General features: G+C 62.5%; 23 protein-coding genes and 1 riboswitch. Of the genes, 17 read left to right on the forward strand and 6 right to left on the reverse strand.

Features of this window, described 5'->3' with window-relative positions; translation table 11 throughout:
• Nucleotides 1-30: 30 nt before the first annotated feature.
• Together RBB32_RS04250 and RBB32_RS04255 are read right to left on the reverse strand one after the other, a co-directional pair.
• The gene (locus tag RBB32_RS04250; protein WP_306151435.1) at nucleotides 31-1404 is read right to left on the reverse strand and encodes an L-serine ammonia-lyase; all 1374 of its coding nucleotides are present in this window, start codon (nucleotides 1402-1404) and stop codon (nucleotides 31-33) included.
• On the reverse strand, nucleotides 1404-2114 hold the full coding sequence (locus RBB32_RS04255; protein ID WP_306151436.1) for a glutathione S-transferase family protein: 711 nt from the start codon (nucleotides 2112-2114) through the stop codon (nucleotides 1404-1406). Before RBB32_RS04255 ends, RBB32_RS04250 begins: the two co-directional genes overlap by 1 nt.
• A 147-nt stretch (nucleotides 2115-2261) precedes the next feature.
• Here RBB32_RS04255 and rpiA point away from each other — a divergent pair, with 147 nt between their 5' ends.
• From rpiA to RBB32_RS04285, 6 genes are all read left to right on the forward strand, one after another.
• Complete coding sequence (rpiA, locus tag RBB32_RS04260; protein WP_306151437.1) at nucleotides 2262-3050, forward strand: ribose-5-phosphate isomerase RpiA; 789 nt, start codon at nucleotides 2262-2264, stop codon at nucleotides 3048-3050.
• A gap of 21 nt (nucleotides 3051-3071) precedes the next feature.
• Complete coding sequence (gor, locus tag RBB32_RS04265; protein WP_306151438.1) at nucleotides 3072-4427, forward strand: glutathione-disulfide reductase; 1356 nt, start codon at nucleotides 3072-3074, stop codon at nucleotides 4425-4427.
• A 69-nt stretch (nucleotides 4428-4496) separates the two neighbouring features.
• Nucleotides 4497-5675, forward strand: coding sequence for an FtsH protease activity modulator HflK (hflK, locus tag RBB32_RS04270; RefSeq protein ID WP_306151439.1), 1179 nt, complete (start codon nucleotides 4497-4499; stop codon nucleotides 5673-5675).
• The gene (gene hflC, locus RBB32_RS04275) at nucleotides 5675-6724 is read left to right on the forward strand and encodes a protease modulator HflC (protein WP_306151440.1); all 1050 of its coding nucleotides are present in this window, start codon (nucleotides 5675-5677) and stop codon (nucleotides 6722-6724) included. The genes hflK and hflC overlap by 1 nt, the downstream gene beginning before the upstream one ends.
• Nucleotides 6721-6918: a DUF2065 domain-containing protein gene (locus RBB32_RS04280; RefSeq protein ID WP_306151441.1), complete on the forward strand. Its 198-nt coding sequence runs from the start codon at nucleotides 6721-6723 to the stop codon at nucleotides 6916-6918. Before hflC ends, RBB32_RS04280 begins: the two co-directional genes overlap by 4 nt.
• A 243-nt stretch (nucleotides 6919-7161) precedes the next feature.
• The gene (locus RBB32_RS04285; protein ID WP_306151601.1) at nucleotides 7162-8526 is read left to right on the forward strand and encodes a DegQ family serine endoprotease; all 1365 of its coding nucleotides are present in this window, start codon (nucleotides 7162-7164) and stop codon (nucleotides 8524-8526) included.
• 49 nt (nucleotides 8527-8575) lie between these two features.
• Here the strand turns inward: RBB32_RS04285 and RBB32_RS04290 are convergent, their stop codons facing one another.
• Nucleotides 8576-9466, reverse strand: coding sequence for a LysR family transcriptional regulator ArgP (locus RBB32_RS04290; RefSeq protein WP_306151442.1), 891 nt, complete (start codon nucleotides 9464-9466; stop codon nucleotides 8576-8578).
• A 111-nt stretch (nucleotides 9467-9577) separates the two neighbouring features.
• Between RBB32_RS04290 and RBB32_RS04295 the strand changes: the two genes are divergently transcribed.
• From RBB32_RS04295 to RBB32_RS04320, 6 genes are all read left to right on the forward strand, one after another.
• Entirely contained in the window at nucleotides 9578-10039 is a 462-nt protein-coding gene (locus RBB32_RS04295) for a GNAT family N-acetyltransferase (protein ID WP_306151443.1), read from the forward strand.
• 3 nt (nucleotides 10040-10042) lie between these two features.
• The gene (locus RBB32_RS04300; protein WP_306151444.1) at nucleotides 10043-10360 is read left to right on the forward strand and encodes an ACT domain-containing protein; all 318 of its coding nucleotides are present in this window, start codon (nucleotides 10043-10045) and stop codon (nucleotides 10358-10360) included.
• 78 nt (nucleotides 10361-10438) lie between these two features.
• Entirely contained in the window at nucleotides 10439-10813 is a 375-nt protein-coding gene (locus RBB32_RS04305) for a DUF1636 domain-containing protein (protein ID WP_306151445.1), read from the forward strand.
• 4 nt (nucleotides 10814-10817) lie between these two features.
• On the forward strand, nucleotides 10818-11753 hold the full coding sequence (cobD, locus tag RBB32_RS04310) for a threonine-phosphate decarboxylase CobD (protein ID WP_306151446.1): 936 nt from the start codon (nucleotides 10818-10820) through the stop codon (nucleotides 11751-11753).
• A complete protein-coding gene (gene cbiB, locus RBB32_RS04315) occupies nucleotides 11750-12661 on the forward strand; it encodes an adenosylcobinamide-phosphate synthase CbiB (protein ID WP_306151447.1) in 912 nt (303 codons plus the stop codon). Before cobD ends, cbiB begins: the two co-directional genes overlap by 4 nt.
• A 77-nt stretch (nucleotides 12662-12738) precedes the next feature.
• On the forward strand, nucleotides 12739-13908 hold the full coding sequence (locus RBB32_RS04320; RefSeq protein ID WP_306151448.1) for a lytic murein transglycosylase: 1170 nt from the start codon (nucleotides 12739-12741) through the stop codon (nucleotides 13906-13908).
• Here the strand turns inward: RBB32_RS04320 and RBB32_RS04325 are convergent.
• Nucleotides 13891-14502 carry a hypothetical protein gene (locus RBB32_RS04325; protein WP_306151449.1) on the reverse strand — a complete coding sequence of 204 codons (612 nt, stop codon included), beginning with the start codon at nucleotides 14500-14502 and terminating at the stop codon, nucleotides 13891-13893. The genes RBB32_RS04320 and RBB32_RS04325 overlap by 18 nt on opposite strands.
• Nucleotides 14503-15167: 665 nt before the next feature.
• Nucleotides 15168-18623, reverse strand: a complete 3456-nt coding sequence (smc, locus tag RBB32_RS04330) for a chromosome segregation protein SMC (RefSeq protein WP_306151450.1) — start codon at nucleotides 18621-18623, stop codon at nucleotides 15168-15170.
• A gap of 295 nt (nucleotides 18624-18918) precedes the next feature.
• Nucleotides 18919-19144: riboswitch (cobalamin riboswitch) on the forward strand.
• A gap of 33 nt (nucleotides 19145-19177) precedes the next feature.
• On the opposite strand from smc, the gene RBB32_RS04335 reads away from it, so the two are divergent.
• The 3 genes from RBB32_RS04335 to RBB32_RS04345 all read left to right on the forward strand — a co-directional run bounded on the left by RBB32_RS04335 (nucleotide 19178) and on the right by RBB32_RS04345 (nucleotide 20588).
• Entirely contained in the window at nucleotides 19178-19342 is a 165-nt protein-coding gene (locus tag RBB32_RS04335; RefSeq protein ID WP_306151451.1) for a CbtB domain-containing protein, read from the forward strand.
• A gap of 3 nt (nucleotides 19343-19345) precedes the next feature.
• Complete coding sequence (locus RBB32_RS04340) at nucleotides 19346-20026, forward strand: CbtA family protein (RefSeq protein WP_306151452.1); 681 nt, start codon at nucleotides 19346-19348, stop codon at nucleotides 20024-20026.
• Nucleotides 20027-20087: 61 nt separating this feature from the next.
• Nucleotides 20088-20588 (forward strand): hypothetical protein, encoded by a 501-nt coding sequence (locus RBB32_RS04345; protein ID WP_306151453.1) that lies wholly within the window; start codon nucleotides 20088-20090, stop codon nucleotides 20586-20588.
• A gap of 4 nt (nucleotides 20589-20592) precedes the next feature.
• On the opposite strand, the gene RBB32_RS04350 is transcribed toward RBB32_RS04345, so the two are convergent.
• A complete protein-coding gene (locus RBB32_RS04350; protein WP_306151454.1) occupies nucleotides 20593-20919 on the reverse strand; it encodes a DUF1636 domain-containing protein in 327 nt (108 codons plus the stop codon).
• A 70-nt stretch (nucleotides 20920-20989) separates the two neighbouring features.
• On the opposite strand from RBB32_RS04350, the gene cobW reads away from it, so the two are divergent.
• Both cobW and RBB32_RS04360 read left to right on the forward strand, forming a co-directional pair.
• On the forward strand, nucleotides 20990-22048 hold the full coding sequence (gene cobW / locus RBB32_RS04355; RefSeq protein ID WP_306151455.1) for a cobalamin biosynthesis protein CobW: 1059 nt from the start codon (nucleotides 20990-20992) through the stop codon (nucleotides 22046-22048).
• Nucleotides 22048-22500, forward strand: coding sequence for a GNAT family N-acetyltransferase (locus RBB32_RS04360; RefSeq protein ID WP_306151456.1), 453 nt, complete (start codon nucleotides 22048-22050; stop codon nucleotides 22498-22500). The genes cobW and RBB32_RS04360 overlap by 1 nt, the downstream gene beginning before the upstream one ends.

Below are 22500 nucleotides of genomic sequence, written 5' to 3' on the forward strand. Positions count from 1 at the left end.
GCCTTGCGGGTCAGGCTGCGTTTGGCCCGGTCAGCAGTTGGGCACGTTGACCGCCAGCCCGCCGAGCGAGGTTTCCTTGTATTTCTCGCTCATGTCCGCCCCCGTCTGGCGCATGGTTTCGATACAGGCATCGAGCGGCACAAGGTGGGTGCCGTCGCCGCGCAGGGCGAGGGAGGCGGCGGAGACCGCCTTGATCGCACCCAGCCCGTTACGTTCGATGCAGGGCACTTGCACCAGACCTTTGACCGGGTCGCAGGTCATGCCGAGGTGATGCTCAAGCGCGATCTCGGCGGCGTTTTCGATCTGCTCCGGTGTGCCGCCGAGGACGGCGGCAAGCCCTGCGGCACCCATGGCCGAGGCGCTGCCCACTTCGGCCTGACAGCCCGCTTCGGCGCCCGAGATCGAGGCGTTGTATTTCACCAGCCCGCCGATGGCGGCGGCGGTCAGGAGGAAATCTTCGATCTGTGCCTCGGAGGCGCCGGGGACGTGTTCCATCCAGTACTTGATCACCGCGGGCACCACGCCCGCCGCGCCGTTGGTAGGGGCGGTCACCACCTGCCCGCCAGCGGCGTTTTCTTCATTCACCGCCATGGCATAAAGGCTGATCCAGTCGTTGATCTTGTGTGGCGCTTGCAGGTTGGTGCCGCGTTCGGCCAAGAGGGCATCGCGGATGCCCTTGGCGCGGCGGCGCACCATCAGGCCGCCGGGCAATTCGCCATCGGTATGCATGCCGCGTTCGATGCAATCGTCCATCACCTGCCAGATGCGCGCCACGCCTGAGCGCAGGTTTTCCGGCCCGCCGCGCGACACCTCGTTGGTTTTTTTCATCTGGGCGATGGTTTTGCCCGAGGTTTCGGCCATTTCCAGCATTTCGACCGCGGATTTGAAGGGGTAGGGGACGGGATCGCCCTCGTCGGTGTTGCGGCCTTGGGCGAGTTCCCCTTCGGTCATCACGAAGCCGCCGCCGATGGAGTAATAGGTTTCCTGCAGGATCACGTCGCCCTGGGCGTCGGTGGCCATCAGGATCATGCCGTTGGCGTGCCCGGGAAGGTTGGGCCCGAAATCGAAAGTCAGGTCATCCTTGGGGTGAAAGTGCAATTCCGGCAGGCCGGAGGGTCGGACTGTATGGGTCTCGCGGATTTGCGCCAGCACCTCCTCGGCCTTTTCGTGGTCGTAGGTATCGGGCAGGAAGCCCGCAAGGCCAAGGATCGTGGCGCGGTCGGTGGCGTGGCCGACGCCGGTAAAGGCCAGCGACCCATGCAGCGTGCCGCGCAATCCATGCGCCTCGAAGGGGGCGGCGCGCATCTTGTCGAGGAAACGCGCGGCGGCAACCATGGGGCCCATGGTGTGCGAGGACGAGGGGCCGATGCCCACTTTGAACATCTCGAAGACAGACAGAAACATCAGGTCGCGCTCCCTTCCGGTGGGGTGGCAAGTTGCGGGGCGGAAAACGGGGTTGGCCCCAGCCCTTCGGCCTTTATGGCGGCAAGTGCGGGTTTTGATTGGTCCAGTCGCGTCGCCATGGCGTGCAACTGCGGCCAATTGGGCAGGCTGAACCAGCCATTGCCGCCATGTGGTTGCGGATAAAGCCGTGCCCAGCGTAGCAGGCAGGCAAGGTAGAGGTCCACCGCCGAGGGGGATGCGCCGCAGAGCCAGCCATGGCCCTTGGCCGCTTCGGTTTCGACCATGTCGAGGTGGCGGCTGATCTCGCCCTGCAGGTGTGCCCTTAGCCGGGTTTGCGCGGCGCTGTCATGGCCGATGTATTGATCGGGGTAGAAGGTAATGCGCAGCGCCGCGTGCAGGGTGTTGGAGAGGAAAAACAGGTAGGACAGGAAGCGCGCGCGGTCGGGGCCGTCAGGGGCGGGGGCGAGGTGCCCGTGCCTGTCGGCCAGCCATAGCAGGATCGCGGCGGTTTCGAATATCGGGCCGTCGGGGGTTTTCAATGCCGGGATCAGGCCATTGGGGTTCAGCGCGCGGTAGGCGTCGGATTTCTGGGCCCGGGCTGCACGATCCACCAGAACTGTCTCGTAGGGCAAATCAAGTGCTTCAAGCGCCAGCCGGATCACCAGCGAGGCGTTGTCGGGGGCGTAGTGCAGAACGTAGCGTGTTTCCATATGCGCGACCCTATCGCCTGTTTCGGGCAATTCCAGCGCGAAAGCGACGGCTGCATGGACGGAAACGGGCAATTGGCGGGTTTTGCCCCCTCGCACCCGGCGGGCAACTTGCTTATAAGCACATCAAACATCTGGGGAGTCGTTGCCATGTCCGGAGATTTGTCGCCTATCGACAAGGCCAAGTTCGTCGCCGCCAAACGGTCGGTCGATTACGTCGAAGACGGGATGCGCGTGGGTCTTGGGACCGGCAGCACCGCCGCGTGGATGGTGCGGTGCCTGGGCGAGTTGGTTCGCGACGAGGGGTTGAAGATCAAGGGGGTTCCCACCTCGACCCGCACTGCCGAACTGGCCCGCGAAGTCGGGATCGAGGTGATCAGTCTGGACGAGGCCAAGTGGCTGGATGTCACGATTGACGGGGCCGACGAGTTTGACGGGAACCTGAACCTGATCAAGGGCGGCGGTGGCGCGCTTTTGCAGGAAAAGATTGTGGCCACGGCAAGCGACCAGATGATCGTGATTGCCGATGTCGGCAAGGAGGTCGAGACGCTGGGCACCTTCCCGTTGCCGGTCGAGGTGATCCCCTTTGGTTGGCAAACCACCAAGTCGCTGGTCGAGGAAATGCTGATTTCCATGGACGTGTTGGGCCGTGACGCGACCCTGCGGATGAATGGCGAGCGGCCCTTCGTGACCGATGAGGGCAACTATATCCTTGATCTGCATCTGGGCCGGATCGGCAATGCCAACCAGATGGCCATGGTTCTGAACCAGATGCCGGGTGTGGTTGAAAATGGGCTGTTCATTGATATTTGCGACGTGGTGATCCTTGGTTATGGCGACGGGCGTGTCGAGACCCGCGACATCAACGAGGGCACGGTTGAGGAAGATCGGCTGGATTTCGTGGAAAGCGATAACCTGTTTACCGATCTGGGCGATTAAGGCGGACAAGGAAGGGCAGGCATGGCGTTCGACTATGACCTTTTCGTGATTGGCGGTGGCTCGGGCGGGGTGCGGGCCGCGCGTGTGGCCGCGCAGGGCGGGGCCAAGGTGGGTTTGGCCGAGGAAGACAAATACGGCGGCACCTGTGTGCAGCGCGGTTGTGTTCCCAAGAAGCTGATGGTGTTTGCCAGCGAGTTTCCGGGCGCCATCGAAGACGCGCAGGAATATGGCTGGACCGTGCATGCCGGTGGCTTCGACTGGCCGGGGTTCCGGGGCAAGCTGGAGGCCGAGTTGCAGAGGCTGGAAGGCGTTTACCGCAACATCCTTGGCAATGCCGGGGTTGAAACCTATGACGCCCGCGCCGTGCTGGCCGATGCCCATACGGTGGAGTTGTCCACGGGTGAAAAAATCACCGCAAAGCATATTCTTGTTGCCACGGGCGGTTGGCCCGTGAAACCGGATATGCCGGGCTGTGAGCATGCGATTACCAGCAACGAGATTTTCCATCTCGACGACTTGCCCAAGTCGATCCTGATTGTCGGCGGTGGCTATATCGCCTGTGAATTCGCGGGCATCCTGAATGGTCTGGGCGTCGAGGTGACGCAATATTACCGTGGCGCGCAGATCCTGCGCGGCTTCGATGAAGAGGCGCGCGGTTTGATCTCGGAAGAGATGATCCAGAACGGCGTGGACCTGCACCTTGGCACCAATATCATCGAGATGGCGGAGATCGAGGGCGGCTTTCGCGTGAAATCCACCAATGGCGACGAGCGCGAGTTCGAACAGGTGATGTTCGCCACCGGGCGCGCGCCCAATACCGATGGGCTTGGCCTTGAGGAGGCCGGTGTGAAGCTGGGCCGTAAAGGCGAGATCATGGTGGATGAATACAGCCAGACCAGCGTGCCGTCGATCTATGCCATTGGCGATGTCACCGACCGGGTGAACCTGACGCCGGTGGCGATTCGCGAGGGGATGGCCTTTGTGGAAACCGTGTTCAACGGCAACCCGACGCCGGTAGACCATGCCTTGATTCCGACGGCGATTTTCACCCAGCCCGAGATGGGGACCGTGGGCCTGAACGAGGAACAGGCGCGCGAACAGGAAGAGATCGAGGTTTATGCAACCTCCTTCCGGCCGATGCAGACGGCCTTTGTTGGCCGGCCTGATCGGGTGCTGATGAAGCTGATCGTCAGCAAGGCAAACCGCAAGGTTTTGGGGTGTCACATCGTAGCACCCGGGGCGGGCGAGATGATCCAGCTGGCCGGTATCGCGGTGAAGATGGGGGCCACGAAAGAAGACTTTGACCGCACCGTGGCCGTGCATCCCACCATGTCGGAAGAAATTGTCACCATGCGGGAGCCTGCGCGCACCGCTTGATTTTTTGCCTGTGCTGCACAGGTTATGAATAGCGTCCGTTTGAGACGGCACAACAAGGGAAGAGATTACATGGCTGGACAGTCTGGCGGCCCATGGGGCGGCGGCGGAAATTCAGGCGGCGGCGGGGATGATGGTCGCCGTGGCAACAACGGGGGTGGCCCGCGCCGCCCGAATGACGGCCCGCCGCAGATGCCCGAGATCGACGAGCTTGTGAAAAAAGGCCAAGACCAGCTGCGCGTGCTCATGGGCGGGCGCGGCGGCGGCGGGGGCGATGGCCCCGGCGGCGGTGGTGGCGGCTTTGGCCGTGGCACCTTTATCTTGGGCGGTTTGATTGCCGTCGGGGTGTGGCTGGCGGCCAGTCTTTACACCGTCAAGCCAGAGGAGCAATCGGTTGAATTGTTCCTTGGCGAGTATTCATCGACCGGCAACCCCGGTCTGAACTTCGCGCCTTGGCCTGTTGTGACCTATGATGTTGTCAACGTCACGTCGGAACGCACCGAGGATATCGGCGTTGGCCGGGGCAGCAACAACGATGGCCTGATGCTGACGACAGATGCCAATATCGTCGACATCGACTTTCAGGTGGTCTGGAACATCAACGACCCGGCCAAACTGTTGTTCAACATCCGCGATCCGCAACTGACCGTGCGAGCGGTGTCGGAATCGGCCATGCGCGAGATCATCGCGGCATCGAACCTTGCGCCGATTCTGAACCGTGACCGGGGGATCATCGCCGATACCGCCCGCGAGAATATCCAGGAGACGCTGGATGATTACGAAAGCGGGATCACTATCGTGCGGGTGAACCTTGATACCGCGGACCCGCCGCGCGAAGTGATCGACGCCTTCCGCGACGTGCAGGCCGCCGAACAGGAACGCGACCGTTTGCAACGGCAGGCTGACGCCTATGCCAACCGGGTTCTGGCCGAAGCGCGTGGTGAAGCCGCGCAGGTCGTTCAGCAATCGGAGGGCTATCGCGCCCGCGTGGTCAACGAAGCCATCGGTGAGGCCAGCCGCTTTATCGCCGTGGCGCAGGAGTTCAACCGCGCGCCGGAAGTGACCCAACGCCGCCTTTATCTTGAAACGATCGAGCGGACGCTGGGCCAGCTTGACAAGGTTCTGATTGATGAAACCAGTGGCGCGGGGCAAGACGGCCAAGGCATCGTGCCTTACCTGCCGCTGAATGAACTTCGCCGGGGTGGTGGCTCCTCCTCCAACGCGAACACCAACACCGGAGGCTCGAACTGATGCGTAAATCCGCACTTATTCTGCCGGTCGTCGTGGTTGCCTTTATCGGGGTGCTGTCGTCGATCTTTATCGTGGATGAGCGGGAAAAAGCGCTCGTTCTGCAATTCGGCCAAATCCGACAGGTTGTCGAGGAACCGGGCCTTGGCTTCAAGATCCCGGTGATCCAAGAGGTCGTGCGCTATGACGACCGGATCCTGTCGTTCGACACAGACACGATCGAGGTGACACCGTCGGATGACCGCCGGCTTGTGGTCGATGCTTTCGCGCGCTACCGCATCGCCAATGTGGTGCAATTCCGGCAAGCGGTCGGCGTGGGCGGCATTCGTGCCGCCGAAGACCGGCTTTCGTCGATCCTGAATGCGCAAATCCGCGAGGTTCTGGGTGCCGATCAGGTCACGTCGGATTCGATCCTGTCGCCGGAACGGGGCGAACTGGCCCGGCGCATCCGTGCACAGGCCCGCACCAGCGCCGAAAGCCTTGGTCTGCAAATCGTGGACGTGCGGTTGAAGCAAACCAACCTTCCGCAGCAAAACCTTGACGCCACCTTCGCCCGGATGCGGGCCGAGCGTGAGCGTGAGGCCGCGGACGAGATCGCGCGCGGTAACGAAGCCGCGCAGCGGGTGCGCGCCGCCGCCGACCGGACCGTGGTTGAAACCGTGTCGCAAGCCGAACGTGAGGCAGAGATCACCCGCGGTGAGGCCGATGCCGAGCGGAACCGGATCTATGCCGAATCCTTCGGCAAGAACCCCGAGTTCTTTGCCTTCTACCGTTCTTTGACGGCCTTGGAAAAATCGATGCAAAGCGAGAATTCCACCTTGGTCTTCTCGCCAGACAGCGAATTCCTGACCGAGATGTTCGACGCCATCCGCGCTGGTGGCTTGAGCGAGGTCGATATCGAGGACATCGATATCGACAGCCTGCGGCAGATGGCACCGGAGATGGAAGTGTCGCCCGACCTTCCCGAAACGGAACGCCAGCGCCTTGAAGAGCAGGCGACCGAAGAGAACGGAGGCAACGAAGGCGGTTCGGACTCTGAGGCGACCAATTGATTGAAACCGCGCTTCTGGCCCTGGGGCTGGTGCTGATTGTCGAGGGGCTGGTCTATGCGCTGGCCCCTTCGATCATTGAGCAACTGCTTGTGGCCTTACAGGCTCTGACCGAGGAACAACGCCGCTTTTTCGGTTTGGCCTGTCTGGCGATCGGAACGGTGATGGTCTGGGCCGGCAAGACATTGGGCGCTTGATCTGGGGATCACAAAGGGTTCACATGGGCGTGACATCGTGTTGCGACCTTTGCGAACCGCATGCGGCTTCTTACATAAAGACATGAGGTGCGCTTGGGGCTGTAAACCCGGCGGCACAATCGGACAAAGGCAAGGAGACCCAAGGTGATAGCCAAATCCGTATCACAAACTCAGGACAGAACCGGGATCGTGCGGGCGTTTTACCTGACGCTTTTGACCACTGCGCTTATTATCGCGCAGGCCATGGTTGCACAGGCCCAGGAAAGTTTTTCCGATCTGGCCGACAAGGTCAGCCCGGCGGTGGTGAATATCACCACCTCAACCGTCGTGGCGCAGGGGGCTGGCCCCTCGCCCATCGTGCCCGAGGGATCGCCCTTCGAGGATTTCTTCCGCGAATTCCGCGACCGCAGTGGTCAGGGCGACCGGCCGCGCCGCACCTCGGCGCTTGGCTCGGGCTTCGTGATCAGCGAGGACGGTTACGTGGTGACCAACAACCACGTGATCGAATCCGCCGATGAGATCATCATCGAGTTCTTCTCGGGCCGGGAGCTGGAGGCCGAAGTTATCGGCACCGACCCCAAGACCGACATCGCGCTTCTCAAGGTCGAAGCCGATGGGCCGCTTCCCTATGTCAGCTTTGGCGACAGCGATACCGCCCGCGTGGGCGATTGGGTGTTGGCCATGGGCAACCCGCTTGGGCAGGGCTTTTCGGTTTCTGCGGGGATCGTTTCGGCCCGCAACCGTGCGCTGAGCGGCACCTATGACGATTACATCCAGACCGACGCGGCGATTAACCGGGGTAACTCGGGCGGGCCGCTGTTTAACATGGATGGGCAGGTGATCGGCGTGAATACCGCCATCCTGTCGCCCACCGGCGGCTCTATCGGGATCGGGTTCTCGATGGCGTCGAACGTGGTGACGCGTGTTGTTGCGCAGCTCAAGGAATATGGTGAGACCCGCCGCGGTTGGCTGGGCGTGCGTATTCAGGACGTGACGGATGACGTGGCCGAGGCCATGGGCCTTGAAGAGGTGCGCGGCGCCCTTGTCACCGATGTGCCGGAAGGCCCCGCCGCCGAAGCCGGGATGGAATCGGGTGACGTTATCCTGTCGTTCGACGGCAAGCAGGTGGAAGATACCCGTGGCCTGGTGCGTCAGGTGGGCAATACCGAGGTTGGTAAAACCGTGCGGGTCATAGTTTACCGCGAAGGCAAGACGCAGACCCTGAAGGTGACGCTGGGCCGTCGCGAGGCCGCTGAGGGGGCTGTGCCCGCCGCGCAACCGAATGGAGAGCCGGAGGTTTCGGAATCGGCCATTCTGGGCATGACGATCAGTTCACTGACCCAAGAACTGCGCGAACAGCTTGACTTGGGGGATGAGGCCTCGGGCCTTGTGGTGACCGATGTCGACAACCTGTCGGAGGCTTATGAAAAGGGCCTGCGTGCCGGTGACCTGATTACCGAGGCCGGTCAACAGAAGGTCAACTCGATCGGTGATTTCGAGGATCGTATCGCCGATGCCGAGGAGGCCGGGCGCAAGTCGATCCTGCTTCTGGTGCGTCGCGCCGGGGAGCCGCGTTTCGTGGCCCTGCCCTTGGATAGCGAAGACTGAAGCTTTCCCACATGACCGATATCAAAGGGCACCCTTCGGGGTGCCCTTTTCATTTGAGCGGCAGAAGGTGGCGCGCGGCGCTGTTGCGGACGCTTTGGGTGAGCGGCGCAAGCGCCTGTTTCTGGTTGCGCATGACCTGCCAGTACAGCGGCACGGACAGGCGGCAATCGGGCAGAAGTTCAACCAAACGCCCCGTGGCGATGTGATCCTCGACCATGACCAAGGGGTTGAGGCCCCAGCCAAGCCCGGCAAGGCAGGCATCGACAAAGCCATTCGTGGTGGGGATCATGTGGCTGGGCGCCTGGAACGTCAGGCCAAGCGTTTCGCGGACCCATTGTGCCTGAAGCTGGTCCCGGTCGCTGAACCGCAAAGAGGGCGCGGCGCGCAGGCTGTTTTCATCCGGGCCATCGGGGAAGTATTTTTCCACGTAACCGGGTGAGGCCGTGGCGGCATAGGGCAACAGGCCCAGTGGCATGAGATCACATCCCTGAACCGGTTTGTCGGTGCCGGTGATGGCAACCGCCACCTGCCCTTCACGCAGCAGTTCATCCGAGAAATCCTGATCGCAGATCACCAGTTCGCACAGGGTATTGGACAGGCCCTGCATCGCGTCGATGAACCATGTGGCAAGGCTATCGGCGTTGACGCCGATGCGGATGGTGCCAAAACTGCCGCTGCCCTCACCAAGGTCCAGATCGGCGGTAAGCTGTGTTTCCATGACCTCAAGCGCCTCGATATGGCGCAGCAGGCGATTGCCCATGGGGGAGGGGCGGCAGGGTTTGCCACGGATCACGAGGATACCGCCGAACCGTTCTTCAAGCTGCTTGATGCGTTGCGACACCGCCGAGGCGGTAACCCCAAGGCGATCGGCCGCTGTATGAAACGAACCGCTGCGTAACACGGCGGCGAGGGCGGCAAAGCCTGCATAGTCGAACTGCAATTAAAAATCCCTAATCAAGATTAAGCTTGTTTCGTTTTACTTATCATCTGCATTTGCCTAGTCCAACCATTGGAAGGCCAACCGTAGCCTGCGCGAACACAAAGGTGACCCATGCAGAAGATCAGGAACCAGACACCGCATATCCGCCCGCTTCAGCCACAGGACCGCCCGGCATGGGAGGTATTGTTCACCGCTTACCTCAGGTTCTACGAAACTTCGGCGTCGGAAGAGGTGATGGCAGAAACGTTTCGTCGTTTGATCTCGGACGAGCATCCGGCGCAATACGCGCTGTTGGCCGAGGTGAAAGGGCAGGCCTGTGGCTTGGTGCAATGTATCGAGCATCCGCATAACTGGCGGCTTGAGCCTGTTTGCTACTTGCAGGATCTTTTCGTTAGTGACGATCACCGTGGTCTGGGCCTTGGCCGCGCCTTGATCGAGGCTGTCTATGCCGAGGCTGATCGCCGTGGCACCCCTTCGGTCTATTGGATGACACAGGATTTCAACGCCACCGCCCGGCAGCTTTATGACCGGGTCGGGCAACTGACGCCGTTTATCAAATACGTTCGGAGCTAAGGCATGGCCATGGCATTGACCCTGCGTTGGGTGCCGGGGGTTTATGGTTTGGCCCGCCTGGCGCCTGACGCCTGCCTGCCTGCTTGGATCAGGGGCCCGGGATTTGTTTCGCTGTCCTGGGCTGATGACGAGGTGACGGTGATCTGCGACGCGGCGGGAATCGTGCAGGCCCTGATCGCGCCTTTATCCGACAACGGTATCGGCGTTTTCGTGATCTGCACCTTTGACGGGGAGCATCTGTTGATCAGGCAAATGGACAAGCCGCGTGCCGTGGCCCTGTTACAAGAGGCCGGGCACCGGTTTTTGCCAGACGAGGGGTAGCCCTGCACCGGGGCGCTTGCGCGGCGCGCGGATATGGGTTTGAAAGGCGGTGCTGATACGCGAAAGGGCTGCCTCGTTATGACCACATGGATTACCGTCTGTGACACATGCAAGCGCGATGATTGGGATGTTGAAACACACGCCCGCCCGCATGGTGAAGACCTTGCCGAACTGGTGGAACGTCAGGCCGAGGGGCGTGATGTGAAAACCCGGCGGGTGTCTTGCCTGATGGGCTGTTCGCATGGCTGCAACGTGGCGATCCAGGCGCAGGGCAAGCTGGCCTATACCCTTGGCCGGTTCGAGCCCGACGAGGCGGCGGCGCAGGCCATCGTCGATTATGCCGAGATGCATGCGGAAAGTGAGACGGGCCGCGTGCCCTTCCGCGAATGGCCGCAAGGGGTGAAGGGGCATTTCGTGACCCGCCACCCGCCACTGCCCGATGCCGAGGACTAAGGCCGTGCAGACACCGCGCGATCACGGCGGGGGGGTTGATGCCGCCGTGGCCGAATACGGCGGGCGGCGCAAGGATTGGATTGACCTGTCCACCGGGATCAACCCGGTGCCTTATCCGGTGCCCGCCATTGCCCCCGATGTCTGGACGGCGCTGCCGGACAGTGCTGCGCAGGACGCCCTGCTTGAGGCCGCGCGGCGGCATTGGCATGTGCCGGAGGGGGCGGCGGTTCTGGCCGCGCCCGGTGCTTCCAGCCTGATTGCCAAGCTGCCGATGCTGGCGCCTGTGGCGCGTGTTGACATCCCTGCGCCCACTTACAACGAACATGCCGCCGCCTTTACGGCGCATGGTTGGGACGTGGGCGAAGACGCGGCGACAGCGCGGGTGATCGTGCATCCCAACAACCCCACGGGGCATTGGTACGCCGAAGAAACCTTTGACCTTCCGCTGACTGTGATCGACGAAAGTTTTGCCGATGTCTGGCCCGATCGCACCTGGGTGCAGGAGGCCACGCGCCCCGGCGTGGTGATCCTGAAAAGCTTTGGCAAGTTCTGGGGATTGGCGGGCATGCGGCTTGGCTTTGCCATCGCCGCGCCCGAGACCATCGAAAAGCTGGCTACTGCGCTTGGCCCTTGGGCGGTGTCCGGCCCCGCACTGACCATCGGTGCGGCGGCGCTGAATGATCACGAGTGGGCCGTGGACACCCGCGTGCGCCTCAATGAAGATGCCGCGCGGCTGGATGCGCTGATGACCCGCGCCGGGGCGCGGGTTCAGGGCGGCACATCGCTTTTCCGGCTTTACGAGGTGGATGACGCCAAGGCATGGCAGGCACGCCTTGCCCGGAACCAAATCTGGAGCCGCGTGTTCCCTTATTCGAAAACATGGTTGCGGCTGGGCCTGCCCGCGCCGCAGCATTGGAGCCGCTTGGAGGCCGCTTTATGAGTACTGCCCTTGTTCTTGCCCTTGCCATGGTGCTTGATGCCCTTGTCGGAGAGCCGCGCGCGATTTGGGACCGGGTGCCGCACCCGGCGGTTTTGATGGGCCGCGTGGTGGGGTGGTTTGACAGGGTGCTGAACGATGGCGGCGCGCGGCGGCTCAAGGGTTTTGTGGCGATGGCGGTTATGGCCGCCGGTGCGGCGATCCTTGGCATGGTGTTGCAGGTCTTCGGCCCCTTGGTGGAGCTGATCGTGGTGACGGTGCTTTTGGCGCAACGCTCGCTTGTGACCCATGTACGCGCGGTGGCCCAAGCCTTGCGACTGTCGGTGGGCGAGGCGCGGCGCAGCGTGGCGATGATCGTGGGCCGCGATACGGCGGCGATGGATGGCCCCGCCGTGGCCCGCGCGGCGATTGAATCGGCGGCTGAAAACCAAAGCGACGGGGTGATCGCGCCCGCCTTTTGGTTCTTGATCGGCGGTTTGCCCGGTCTTTTGCTTTACAAGATCACCAATACCGCCGACTCGATGATCGGTTACCGCACCCCCCGGCACGAGGCGTTCGGCTGGGCGGCGGCGCGGTTCGATGACCTGCTCAACGTGATCCCCGCGCGCCTGACCGCCGGGTTGATCTGGCTGAGCCACGGGATGTGGGCGGGGTTTGCGGCGGTGCGCGCCGATGCCCGATTGCATCGCTCGCCCAATGCGGGCTGGCCCGAGGCGGCGATGGCGCGGGTTCTGGGCGTGGCCTTGTCCGGCCCGCGCGCCTATGAGGGCCAGATGCGCGATTTTCCCTTCGTCAACGCCATGGGCAAGCGCGATATCGGCCCGCATGAGGTTGAGGCCAGTTGCACTACGCTTTGGCGGTCTTGGGGTTTGGGGTTGGCGCTTGTCCTGCTGTTGACGCTTCTGGGGTAAGGGCAAGGAAACCCCTGCCTTTCCCTTGGGGGGCTGCTGCCCTAGGGTGGGGCGATACGGATCAAGTGAGGATATCCATGCGACTTCTTTCGATGACGGCGGGCCTGATCATGCTGGCAGGCGGGGCCATGGCGCAAACCTGCGGCGGCAGTTTCCAGGGCTTCGTGAATGACCTGAAGGGCGAGGCCGTCTCGCGCGGCTTTGACCGGGGCACGGTGGATCGGTTTTTTGCCCCTGTGCGCCGCGATGCATCGGTGATCAAGGCCGACCGCCGGCAGGGGGTGTTCCAACTGCCCTTCGTCGATTTCGCCCGCCGCTTGATCAGTTCGGGCCGCCTGAACAAGGGTCGCCAGATGGCCAAGCGGTACGATGCGGTCTTTGACCGGATCGAGGCGACATACGGAATTGACCGTGGTGTTCTTTTGGCTTTTTGGGCTTTTGAAACCGACTATGGCGCGTTTCAGGGGGATTTCAACACGCTAAACGCGTTGGTGACACTGTCGCATGATTGCCGCCGCCCCGAATTGTTCCGGCCACAGGTGTTTGCCGCGCTTGAGCTTTATACCCACGGCGATTTCGACCCCGCCCGCACCACCGGTGCCTGGGCCGGGGAGATCGGGATGGTGCAAATGTTGCCCGAGGATATCATCGAAAACGGTGTCGATGGCGATGGTGATGGGCATGTGCGCCTGAAAACCTCGGCCCCCGATGCCCTGATGTCGGGGGGCAAGATGCTCAGTTCATTGGGCTGGCGCCCGAATGAGCCTTGGTTGCAGGAGGTGACGGTGCCCGCCGATATGGATTGGTCGCTGACCGGGCTGCGCACCACCAAGCGCGCCTCGGAGTGGGCGGCGATGGGCGTGCGGCCCCGGCATGGGCAAATTGCCGGTGGGTTGCCTGCAAACCTGATCGTGCCACAAGGGCGCGGCGGGCCGGCCTTCCTCGCCTATCCGAATTTCCATGTGTATTTCGAGTGGAACCAAAGCTTTACTTACGTCCTGACCGCCGCCTATTTCGCCAACCGCCTTCAGGGCGCGCCGGTGTTTGACGCGGGTAACCCCGCGCCGGGGCTGTCGGGCAACCAGATGAAGCAGCTTCAAAAGAAGCTGGCCGCGCGCGGCTATGACGTGGGCAAGGTTGATGGTATCCTTGGCGCAGGCACCCGTGCCGCCGTGCAGGATGTGCAGCAAAAGCTGGGCCTGCCTGCCGATGCTTGGCCGACGCCCGGGTTACTCAACCGTCTCTAGTTCCGGCTCGTAGGTCAGAAACCGTACCGAGCGGTCATGGCCCAGTTTCTCGGCCAAAACCTGATCGCGTGAATACCAAGTATAGCGCCCATCCTCGCGGGTGGGTGTCCAGAACAACACGCCCCCTTGCCGCCACGGGTCAAGGATGATCCCGTCATGCAGGCTATCGCCTTTGCTGCTGATGATCGCGGTGGAGTGTTCCAGCAAAAGGTTGTTGTGGTTGGCAACGGCGCGGTGCAGGTCAAGCGTTTGGAAGTTTTCGCGGCGCAGGCGCAATTCGATATCCCGCGCCCAATGCCAGCACAACCCGCGCGGCTTGGTCCCCATATTGACCTTGGTGTTGTGAATAAGGGGCGGATCGGTGATCTGGTACTCCTGCGCCAACTGGTGGGTATAGGCATAGGTGACCTGTGCGGCGCGCTGCGCCTCTTCTGGGTCGACTTGCGGATCAAGCAGGCGAATGGCCTGCGCCAGTTTCGCCACATCCTGCGGGGTGCCGGGGGGCGGGCCGTTCGGGCCGGGGGCATGGGCGCAGGCCGCCAGAAGGCCAAAAGCCAGAAGCGAGAGGATACGCAAGGCGCGGGGAGCGATCATGGTGAAGACCTTGGTTTGACGTGTTGCCTGACGTGCTAGCCCGCCGCGCCCGGTCTGTCGAGATACCAGATGGCAAACCCTCGCGCATGTGACCCAAGCGGGACAGGCGGTGTTAACCAAGCCAGCGCCGTGCGCTTTACTTTTTGGTAAGAAATGCCCATCATATTACCCATATCGAAAGTGTGTTTATGGCACTCGCCAAACACGTGACCCTGCGGAGTTGCGCCTCCGCAGGGTCTTTCTTTGTCAGGGGCCTAACGCCCGATCCAAAGTCGGATGATCGCAACGATCAGTGTCGCCACCGCGATTGCAACCATCCACTTTTGAAAGTGGTGTTCACTTATGGCACTCACCTCCTTTCGCCGCGAAGGGTCGCGGCGACACCAGAAGTAAGGTCAAATTCTTCGCAAGCCGTTAACCACGAGGGTGTGGCGTGCTTTACTTTTTGGCAAGAAATTGCCATCATGATGGCCATATCGGAATGTTTTTCAGGGGCTTAACGCCCGATCCAAAGACGGATGATTGCAATAAGCAGCGTTGCCGCAGCCAGCAGAACCATCCATTTTCGGAATGTTTTTCGGTCAGTGTCCTCACCTCCTTTCGCCGCTAAGGGTCGCGGCGACACCAGAAGTAAGGTCGAATTCTTCGCAAGCCGTTAAGCCGGGTTAAGCCACCATCGACTCGGCTTTCTTCAGGTCAACCGATACCAGTTGGCTCACCCCTTGTTCGGCCATGGTCACGCCGAACAAGCGGTCCATCCGGCTCATCGTTACGGCGTGGTGGGTGATGATCAGGAAGCGGGTTTCGGTGCGGCGGCACATCTCGTCGAGCAAATCACAGAACCGCCCGACGTTGGCGTCATCCAAAGGCGCGTCCACCTCATCCAGCACACAGATCGGCGCGGGGTTGGCCAGGAACACCGCAAAGATCAACGCAAGCGCGGTCAGGGTCTGTTCGCCCCCTGAGAGAAGCGACAGGGTGGCCAGCTTCTTGCCCGGCGGCTGGCACATGATCTCAAGCCCCGCATCCAGCGGATCGTCGCTTTCGACCATCACCAGATTGGCCTCACCGCCACCAAAGAGATGTGTAAACAGCATCGAGAAATTGCTGTTCACCTGCTCAAAGGCGGTCAGCAACCGTTCGCGCCCTTCCCGGTTGAGGCTGGCAATGCCGTTGCGCAGGGTCTTGATCGCCTCCTCCAAGTCTTCTTTCTCGGACAAAAGCGTTCCGTGCTCTTCCTCGACCTCGCGGGCGTCTTCCTCGGCCCGCAGGTTCACCGCGCCCAGTGCATCGCGCTGCCGTTTAAGGCGGTTTACATCCGCCTCGATCGACTCGGAGGCGGGCATTTTCTCGGGGTCGGCGCCCAGTTGCTCCAAAAGGCTTTCGGGCGTGCTGTCTTGTTCCTCGACGATCCGCTCGGCAGCATGGTCACGGGCCTCGCGGGCGGCGTCGCTGCGCGCCTCGGAGCGGGCCCGCGCCTCGCGCGCCTCGGAGGCTGTGCGCTCGGAGTCGCGTTCGGCGGCTACCGCTTCGCGCGCGGCACTTTCCCCGGCCGACAGTTTGTCGGCGGCTTCGGCGCGGCGCGCCTCGGCCTTGTCGATCTCAAGGCCCAACTCATCACGGCGGGCGGCGATTTCCTCGGGCTTGGCGCTGGCCTCGGTCAATTCTTCCTCGGACGCGGCCTTGCGCTCGGCCAGTTCGGCGCTGCGCTTTTCGGCGGTCTCAAGGCGGTGACGCCAGCCGCTGATTTCCTTGGTGACTTCCTGTGACCGGCGGGTGCGGGCCTCGCCCTCGCGGCGGGTTTCGTCATGGGCCGAGCGTTTGGCCATCATGGTCATCCGCGCGGCTTCGACCGTCATCTTGACGTCTTCGACATCGGCCCGTGCGGCCTCCAGATCACCCAAGCCTTGCAGGCCCGCCTCGGCCTCGGACAATTGCTTGCGTGCGGTAAGCGCCTCTTCCTCATGGCGGGTCACGGCAAGGCCCATCGATTCCAGCTTGGATTGCGCAAGGTTGCGATCCGCCTCGGCGCGGCTGAGCGCGCGGTTGGCTTGGTTCATCTCGGCATCCGCCGCCCGGCGGACCTCGCGCGCGGTGCGGTCGGCCTCGGTCAATTCCGCCAGTTTCGCGCGCAGGGTGTCATGCGCCTGTACTGCCCCTTCGGCGCGGGCGGTGGCGCGGGCCAATTCCTGTTTCAACTCTTCCAGACGGTTAAGCTGTTGAAGGCGCAGGGCCGCCGCCGAGGGCGCATCTTCGGCCCATGCCCGATAGCCATCCCAACGCCACAAATCCCCCTCGCGGGTTACCAGCCGCTGACCGGGTTTCAGAAGCGGTTGCAGGCGTGGCCCATCGTCAGGATCGACCAAACCGATCTGCGACATGCGGCGCGACAAAACCTCGGGGACCGAGACATGCTGATTTAGCGCGGTCACACCCTCGGGCAGGGTTTGATCCGTTTGATAGCCGGGTAGCACCATCCAGCCCGAAGGCCCGTCGCCCTCAACCTCGGGCGCGCGCAGATCATCGGCCAAGGCCGCGCCAAGTGCCTTTTCAAAGCCTTGCTCTACCTGCAGACGGTCCAGGATCTGCCCGCCCTCGGCGGTGTCGCGATCCACCAGTTTGGCCAGTGCTGTGACCTCGGCGGACAGCGCGTTGACCTCGCCCTCGGCCTCCGAGCGTTCGGCGCGCGCGGTGGTTTCACGCGATTGGGTTTCCGAGCGCGCCTCTTCGGCCCTGTTCAGGGCCTCTTCGGCGGCCTGCGCGGTTTCGACCGCAGCGGTCTCTGCGGCCTTCGCTTCGTCGTGGTCACGCCCTGCTTGGTCCAAAGCGTTTTGCGCGGCTTCGGCGGCTTGCCGTGCGCGGGCGGCCTCGGCCTCGCTTTTCTCAAGGGTTTTGCGGCTGTCCGAGACCAAACGCTGCGCCGATTGGTGGCGTGCGGCAAGGCGGGCCACATCCTCGGTCAGTTCCGAAAGTTGCGTTTCGCGATCCTGCAAGACTTGCGCGGCCTCGCGCGCGGCCTCGGCGGCATTGGCCAGCTTTTCGTCATGCCCTTCGCCGGCCTTGGCCAGTTCGCGGGCCTCCCATTCCAGCCGTTCGATGGTTTCGCCCGCGTCGCGGTTCAGGCCCGACTCGCGGTCCATGTCGCGGGTAAGCTGTTCGATGCGGTTTTGCAGGGTCTCGATCCGGGCGCGGGCGTTTTCCTCTTGGTCGTTGAGGGTATCGCGCTGCACCTGAAGGCGTTGCAGAACCGCCGCCGCAATCGCCTCTTCCTCGCGCAGGGGGGGCAGGGCATCTTCGGCCTTGGCGCGGGCCTTGACCGCCTCGCGCGCCGCTGCTTCGGCTTGTGACGCGGCGGTGGTCCGCTCGCGCAATTCCTCTTCTGCACGGGCGCGGGCCTCGTCGGCCTCTTTCCAGCGACGATACAGCAAAAGCCCCTCGGCCTGCCGTAAGTCCTCGCCAATCGCGCGGTAGCGGGCGGCTTGTTTGGCTTGGCGAGCTAGTTGCGCCAGTTGGCCTGCCAGTTGTTCGATCACGTCATCGACGCGGGCAAGGTTTTGTTCCGCGCCCTTGAGCTTCAATTCCGCCTCGTGACGGCGCTGATAGAGGCCGGAAATCCCTGCGGCTTCTTCAAGGATACGGCGGCGTGCCTTGGGTTTGGCGTTGATCAATTCACTGATCTGCCCCTGCCGGACCAGTGCGGGGGAATGCGCCCCGGTGGAGGCATCGGCAAAGAGCATCTGCACGTCTCGGGCGCGTACATCCTTGCCGTTCACCTTATAGGCACTGCCCACATCGCGGGTGATGCGGCGAACGATTTCAAGGTGATCGCTGTCGTTGAACCCCGAAGGCGCCAGCCGGTCGGAATTGTCGATATGGATCGACACCTCGGCAAAGTTGCGCGCGGGACGCGAGGCCGCCCCGGCAAAGATCACGTCCTCCATGCCGCCACCGCGCATCGCCTTGGGCCGGTTTTCCCCCATGACCCAGCGCAGCGCCTCAAGCAGGTTCGACTTGCCACAGCCATTCGGCCCCACAACCCCTGTCAGCCCGTCGGCGATGAAAAGGTCGGTGGGGTCCACGAAGCTTTTGAAGCCTGTCAATCTGAGCTTGGAAAACTGCAAGGGCACCTCGGGCGGGATGATTCCGTCTGACAGGAAATGTGACGGGCGCTTGTGCTGTCTGTCAATGCAGAACCCCTTTATATGGCGTTCCGGGGTGGGTTATCCACAAGATATGCGCAGATTTCGATTGGTTTGGGCGATTCACTGCCCATGGCGGGGTGATGTTCTACCATCCCAAGCCCCGATTTGCGCTGCCGATTCTCTTTCATCTTCGGATTGAAACCAATGCGGTCGCCATGGCGCGCCTGCCTTTCATCGCGTCGGAAACCGCCTTGACGGATCGGGACGCGACGGCCATACAAATCGGTGTAAAGGTTCCCGCATGGGCGCAAAGCGCTTTGGGAAAAATTGGGAATGACGTGACGGTGGACCCAAACAGGGCACCAATTCGTCAGCCGCCCCCGCGACTGTAAGCGGAGAGTCCCCTGCCATTATGCCACTGGATCTGACAGGACCCGGGAAGGCGGCAGCGAGGCGATGACCCGCAAGCCAGGAGACCAGCCTTTGCATGTGAAACCCCGCCTCGGGTGAGAGGCGAAAAAGGAGAAATGACCATGACTGCATTGGTTCAAACCGTAAGCAAATCCACCCTTCTTTCGGTTGTTTCGGCGATTGTTCTGGGCTTTGGCATCATCACCGTTGCCGGGCACGTTCAGGCCGCGACGCTGCATGACGCCGCGCATGACGTGCGCCACGCAACCGGCTTTCCCTGCCACTAAGCCATGTTTCAAAAAATCCTGACCAGCGCGTTGTTCGCTGGATTCTGCGCGGGGCTGCTTGCGGCCGCGTTGCAGTTCGTTTTCGTGCAGCCGGTTCTGCTTCATGCCGAGCTTTACGAAGGGGGCGACCTTGTGCATTTCGGTGGAGAGGCGATAAGCGCACATCCCGAATTGCCGGGCTTCGATGCCATGCGCGACGGGCTGAGCATCCTGTTCACTGTCCTGATCTACGTGGGCTATGCCTTGCTTCTGATCGGGGCGATGGCGCTGGCCGATGAGCGTGGTATCGCCATCAATGCGCGCAACGGCATCATCTGGGGCCTGGCCGGGTTCGTCGCGTTCCACTTCGCGCCCGCGATTTCCCTGCCGCCCGAAGTGCCCGGCGTTGCCGCCGCCGATGTCGCCGCGCGGCAGGTCTGGTGGTGGGGTGCGGTTGCCGCCACGGTCCTGGGCCTTGGGCTGATCGCCTTCGGCAACGGCATGGTGATGTGGGGTGTGGCCGCGGTTTTGTTACTGGCGCCGCATATCATCGGTGCGCCGCACCCGGATGAATTTTCCGGTCCGGTTCCGCCGGAGATCGCGGCGCTCTTTGCTTCGCGGGCGCTTGGTGTCGGGCTGTTTGCGTGGGGGCTGTTGGGTCTCTTTGCCGGCTACTTCTGGCGCCGCGAAAGCGCCACGGCGTAACGACACGGCCATCGGCAGGCTTGATTGCTGCCGGTGGCCCACTGATAACGGGAGATCGGGGATGCCCCGCAATTTCATTTTCCTTTTGATGGGCTTGTTCTTCGGTACCGGCTTTGGCTTTCTGGTCGCCGCCGGGACTGGCGCGGAACTGGAAGGGCATGAGCATGGGACCGCGTCGCATGATCACGCCGCCCATGACCACGGGGGAGGGGATATGTCGGACCACGATCATTCCAAACTGATCGAGGCGGGCACACCTGCGCCAAGCCTGGCGCTCAGCATCCACCCCGACAGCGATCAAAGCCGCAACCTGCATATCGAGACTACCAATTTCACCTTCGACCCCGAAGGTGTGAATGGCCCGCACAAACCCGGCCACGGTCACGCCCATGTCTATATCAACGGCATCAAACAACCGCGCGCCTATAGCCCTTGGGTGCAGTTGAATGCCCTGCCCATCGGCACGCATGAGATCCGCGTCACGCTCAATGCGAATGACCACGGTCAATTGGCCATCGGCGGTGAGCCGATTGAGACGACGATCGAACTGGTGATCGAATGATCCCTTACGCCGGAACCCGCCCCAGAAGGCAAAAGCGCAACCGCCCGGCGGGCCGCGCATCCTCGATCCAGCCATCGGGGCTTTCGGCGTATATCCGGGCGAACCCCATGGCATCGGCCAAATCGCCCTCGGCCTCGATTCCGCCAAACAGATACGTGGCCTTGCCCGGCGCACTAAAGGCCACCGACAAAGGATTGGCGCAATTCGACATGCAGGCATGTTCCTGCACCTCGAACTCCAGCCCCCGTGCCGCAATTTCCGCCCGCAGCGCCTTGGCAAAGCCCGGCCCGCTGCCGCATTCACATGTTGAACAAACCACGATCCGGTGCATGCCGCTGTCCTTTCCCTTAGCGGAGTAAGACAGCGCCACCGCCCACGCAAGCCTGAGAAGGAGCCTGCCAATGCCTGCCAAGATCCCTGCCACCGTCGTCACCGGTTTTCTGGGCGCCGGGAAAACCACCCTGATCCGCCACATGCTGGAAAATGCAAACGGCAAGCGCATCGCGCTTATTATCAACGAATTCGGCGACCTGGGGGTCGATGGCGGTATCCTCAAGGGCTGCGGCATCGAAGGTTGCGCCGAAGATGACGTGATGGAGCTTTCCAACGGCTGTATCTGTTGCACCGTGGCCGAAGACTTCGTGCCGACGCTGGAAAAACTGCTGGACCGTGAGAATGCCCCCGATCACATCGTGATCGAAACTTCGGGCCTTGCCCTGCCGCAACCCTTGGTGCGCGCCTTCAACTGGCCCGAGATTTCCACCCGCGTTACCGTCGATGGCGTGGTCACCGTGGTCGATGGCAAGGCTGTCTCGGAAGGGCGTTTTGCGCATGACGTGGCGGCCGTCGATGCACAGCGCGCGCAGGATGAAAACCTCGACCATGAAACGCCGCTCTCGGAACTTTTCGCCGATCAGGTCGCCTGCGCCGATATGATCGTGGTCAATAAATCCGACTTACTGGAGGGCGACGAGGCCGAGGCGCTTGTTGGCAAACTGAAAACCGAAAGCCGAGATGGCGTGCAGGTGGTCAAATCCACCATGGGCGCGCTGCCGGTCGATGTGCTTCTGGGCCAAGGCGTGGGGGCCGAAGGCGATATGGAGGCCCGGCACGAGGTACACCACCATCACCACCACGACGATGATCATGACCACGATCACCACCACCACGATCACGACGATTTCGAAAGCTTCGTCGTCACCCGCCCCGAGATCACCGACCCGGCGGGCTTTGCCCAACAGGTGGCCGATGTGATCCGCGCTCATGACATCCTGCGCCTCAAGGGCTTTGCGGCGGTATCCGGCAAACCCATGCGCCTGACGCTGCAGGCTGTCGGCCCCCGCGTCGACAGTTACTTCGACCGCCCCTTTGCCGGGGATGAGGCGCGCGAAACCCGGCTGGTGGTCATCGGTCAATCGGGCCTCGACCGCGCCGCGATCGAGGCGGCGCTCTCGGCCTGATGCTGATCGTCGAGGCGGCCAATCCCCGTGATCCGGGCCCGCGTGCGGTGCTTGAGGCCAGCCACGCCCTGATGCGCGATCTTTTTGAGCCCGAGGAGAATTATTTCCTCGATCTCGATGCGCTCAGCGGCGACAGCATCCGCTTTTTCGCCGCGCGCCGGGGGGATGAAACCTTGGGCACCGGCGCGCTTGCGATCATGGAGGGCTATGGCGAGGTGAAATCCATGTTCACCACACCCGCCGCGCGTGGCCGCGGTGTGGCTGCTGCCCTTTTGCGCGCCATCGAGGATGAGGCCCGCGCACAGGGGCTCCCCGCCCTGCGGCTTGAGACCGCCGAGACCCTTCAGGCCGCCATGCGTCTTTATACCCGTCATGGTTTCATCCGCCGGGGCATATTCGGCGACTACCGCCCGAACCAGACCAGTGTTTTCATGGAAAAGCCCTTGGTCTAA

Source organism: Roseovarius sp. MMSF_3281 (genome assembly GCF_030733685.1).
Classification (GTDB): domain Bacteria; phylum Pseudomonadota; class Alphaproteobacteria; order Rhodobacterales; family Rhodobacteraceae; genus Roseovarius.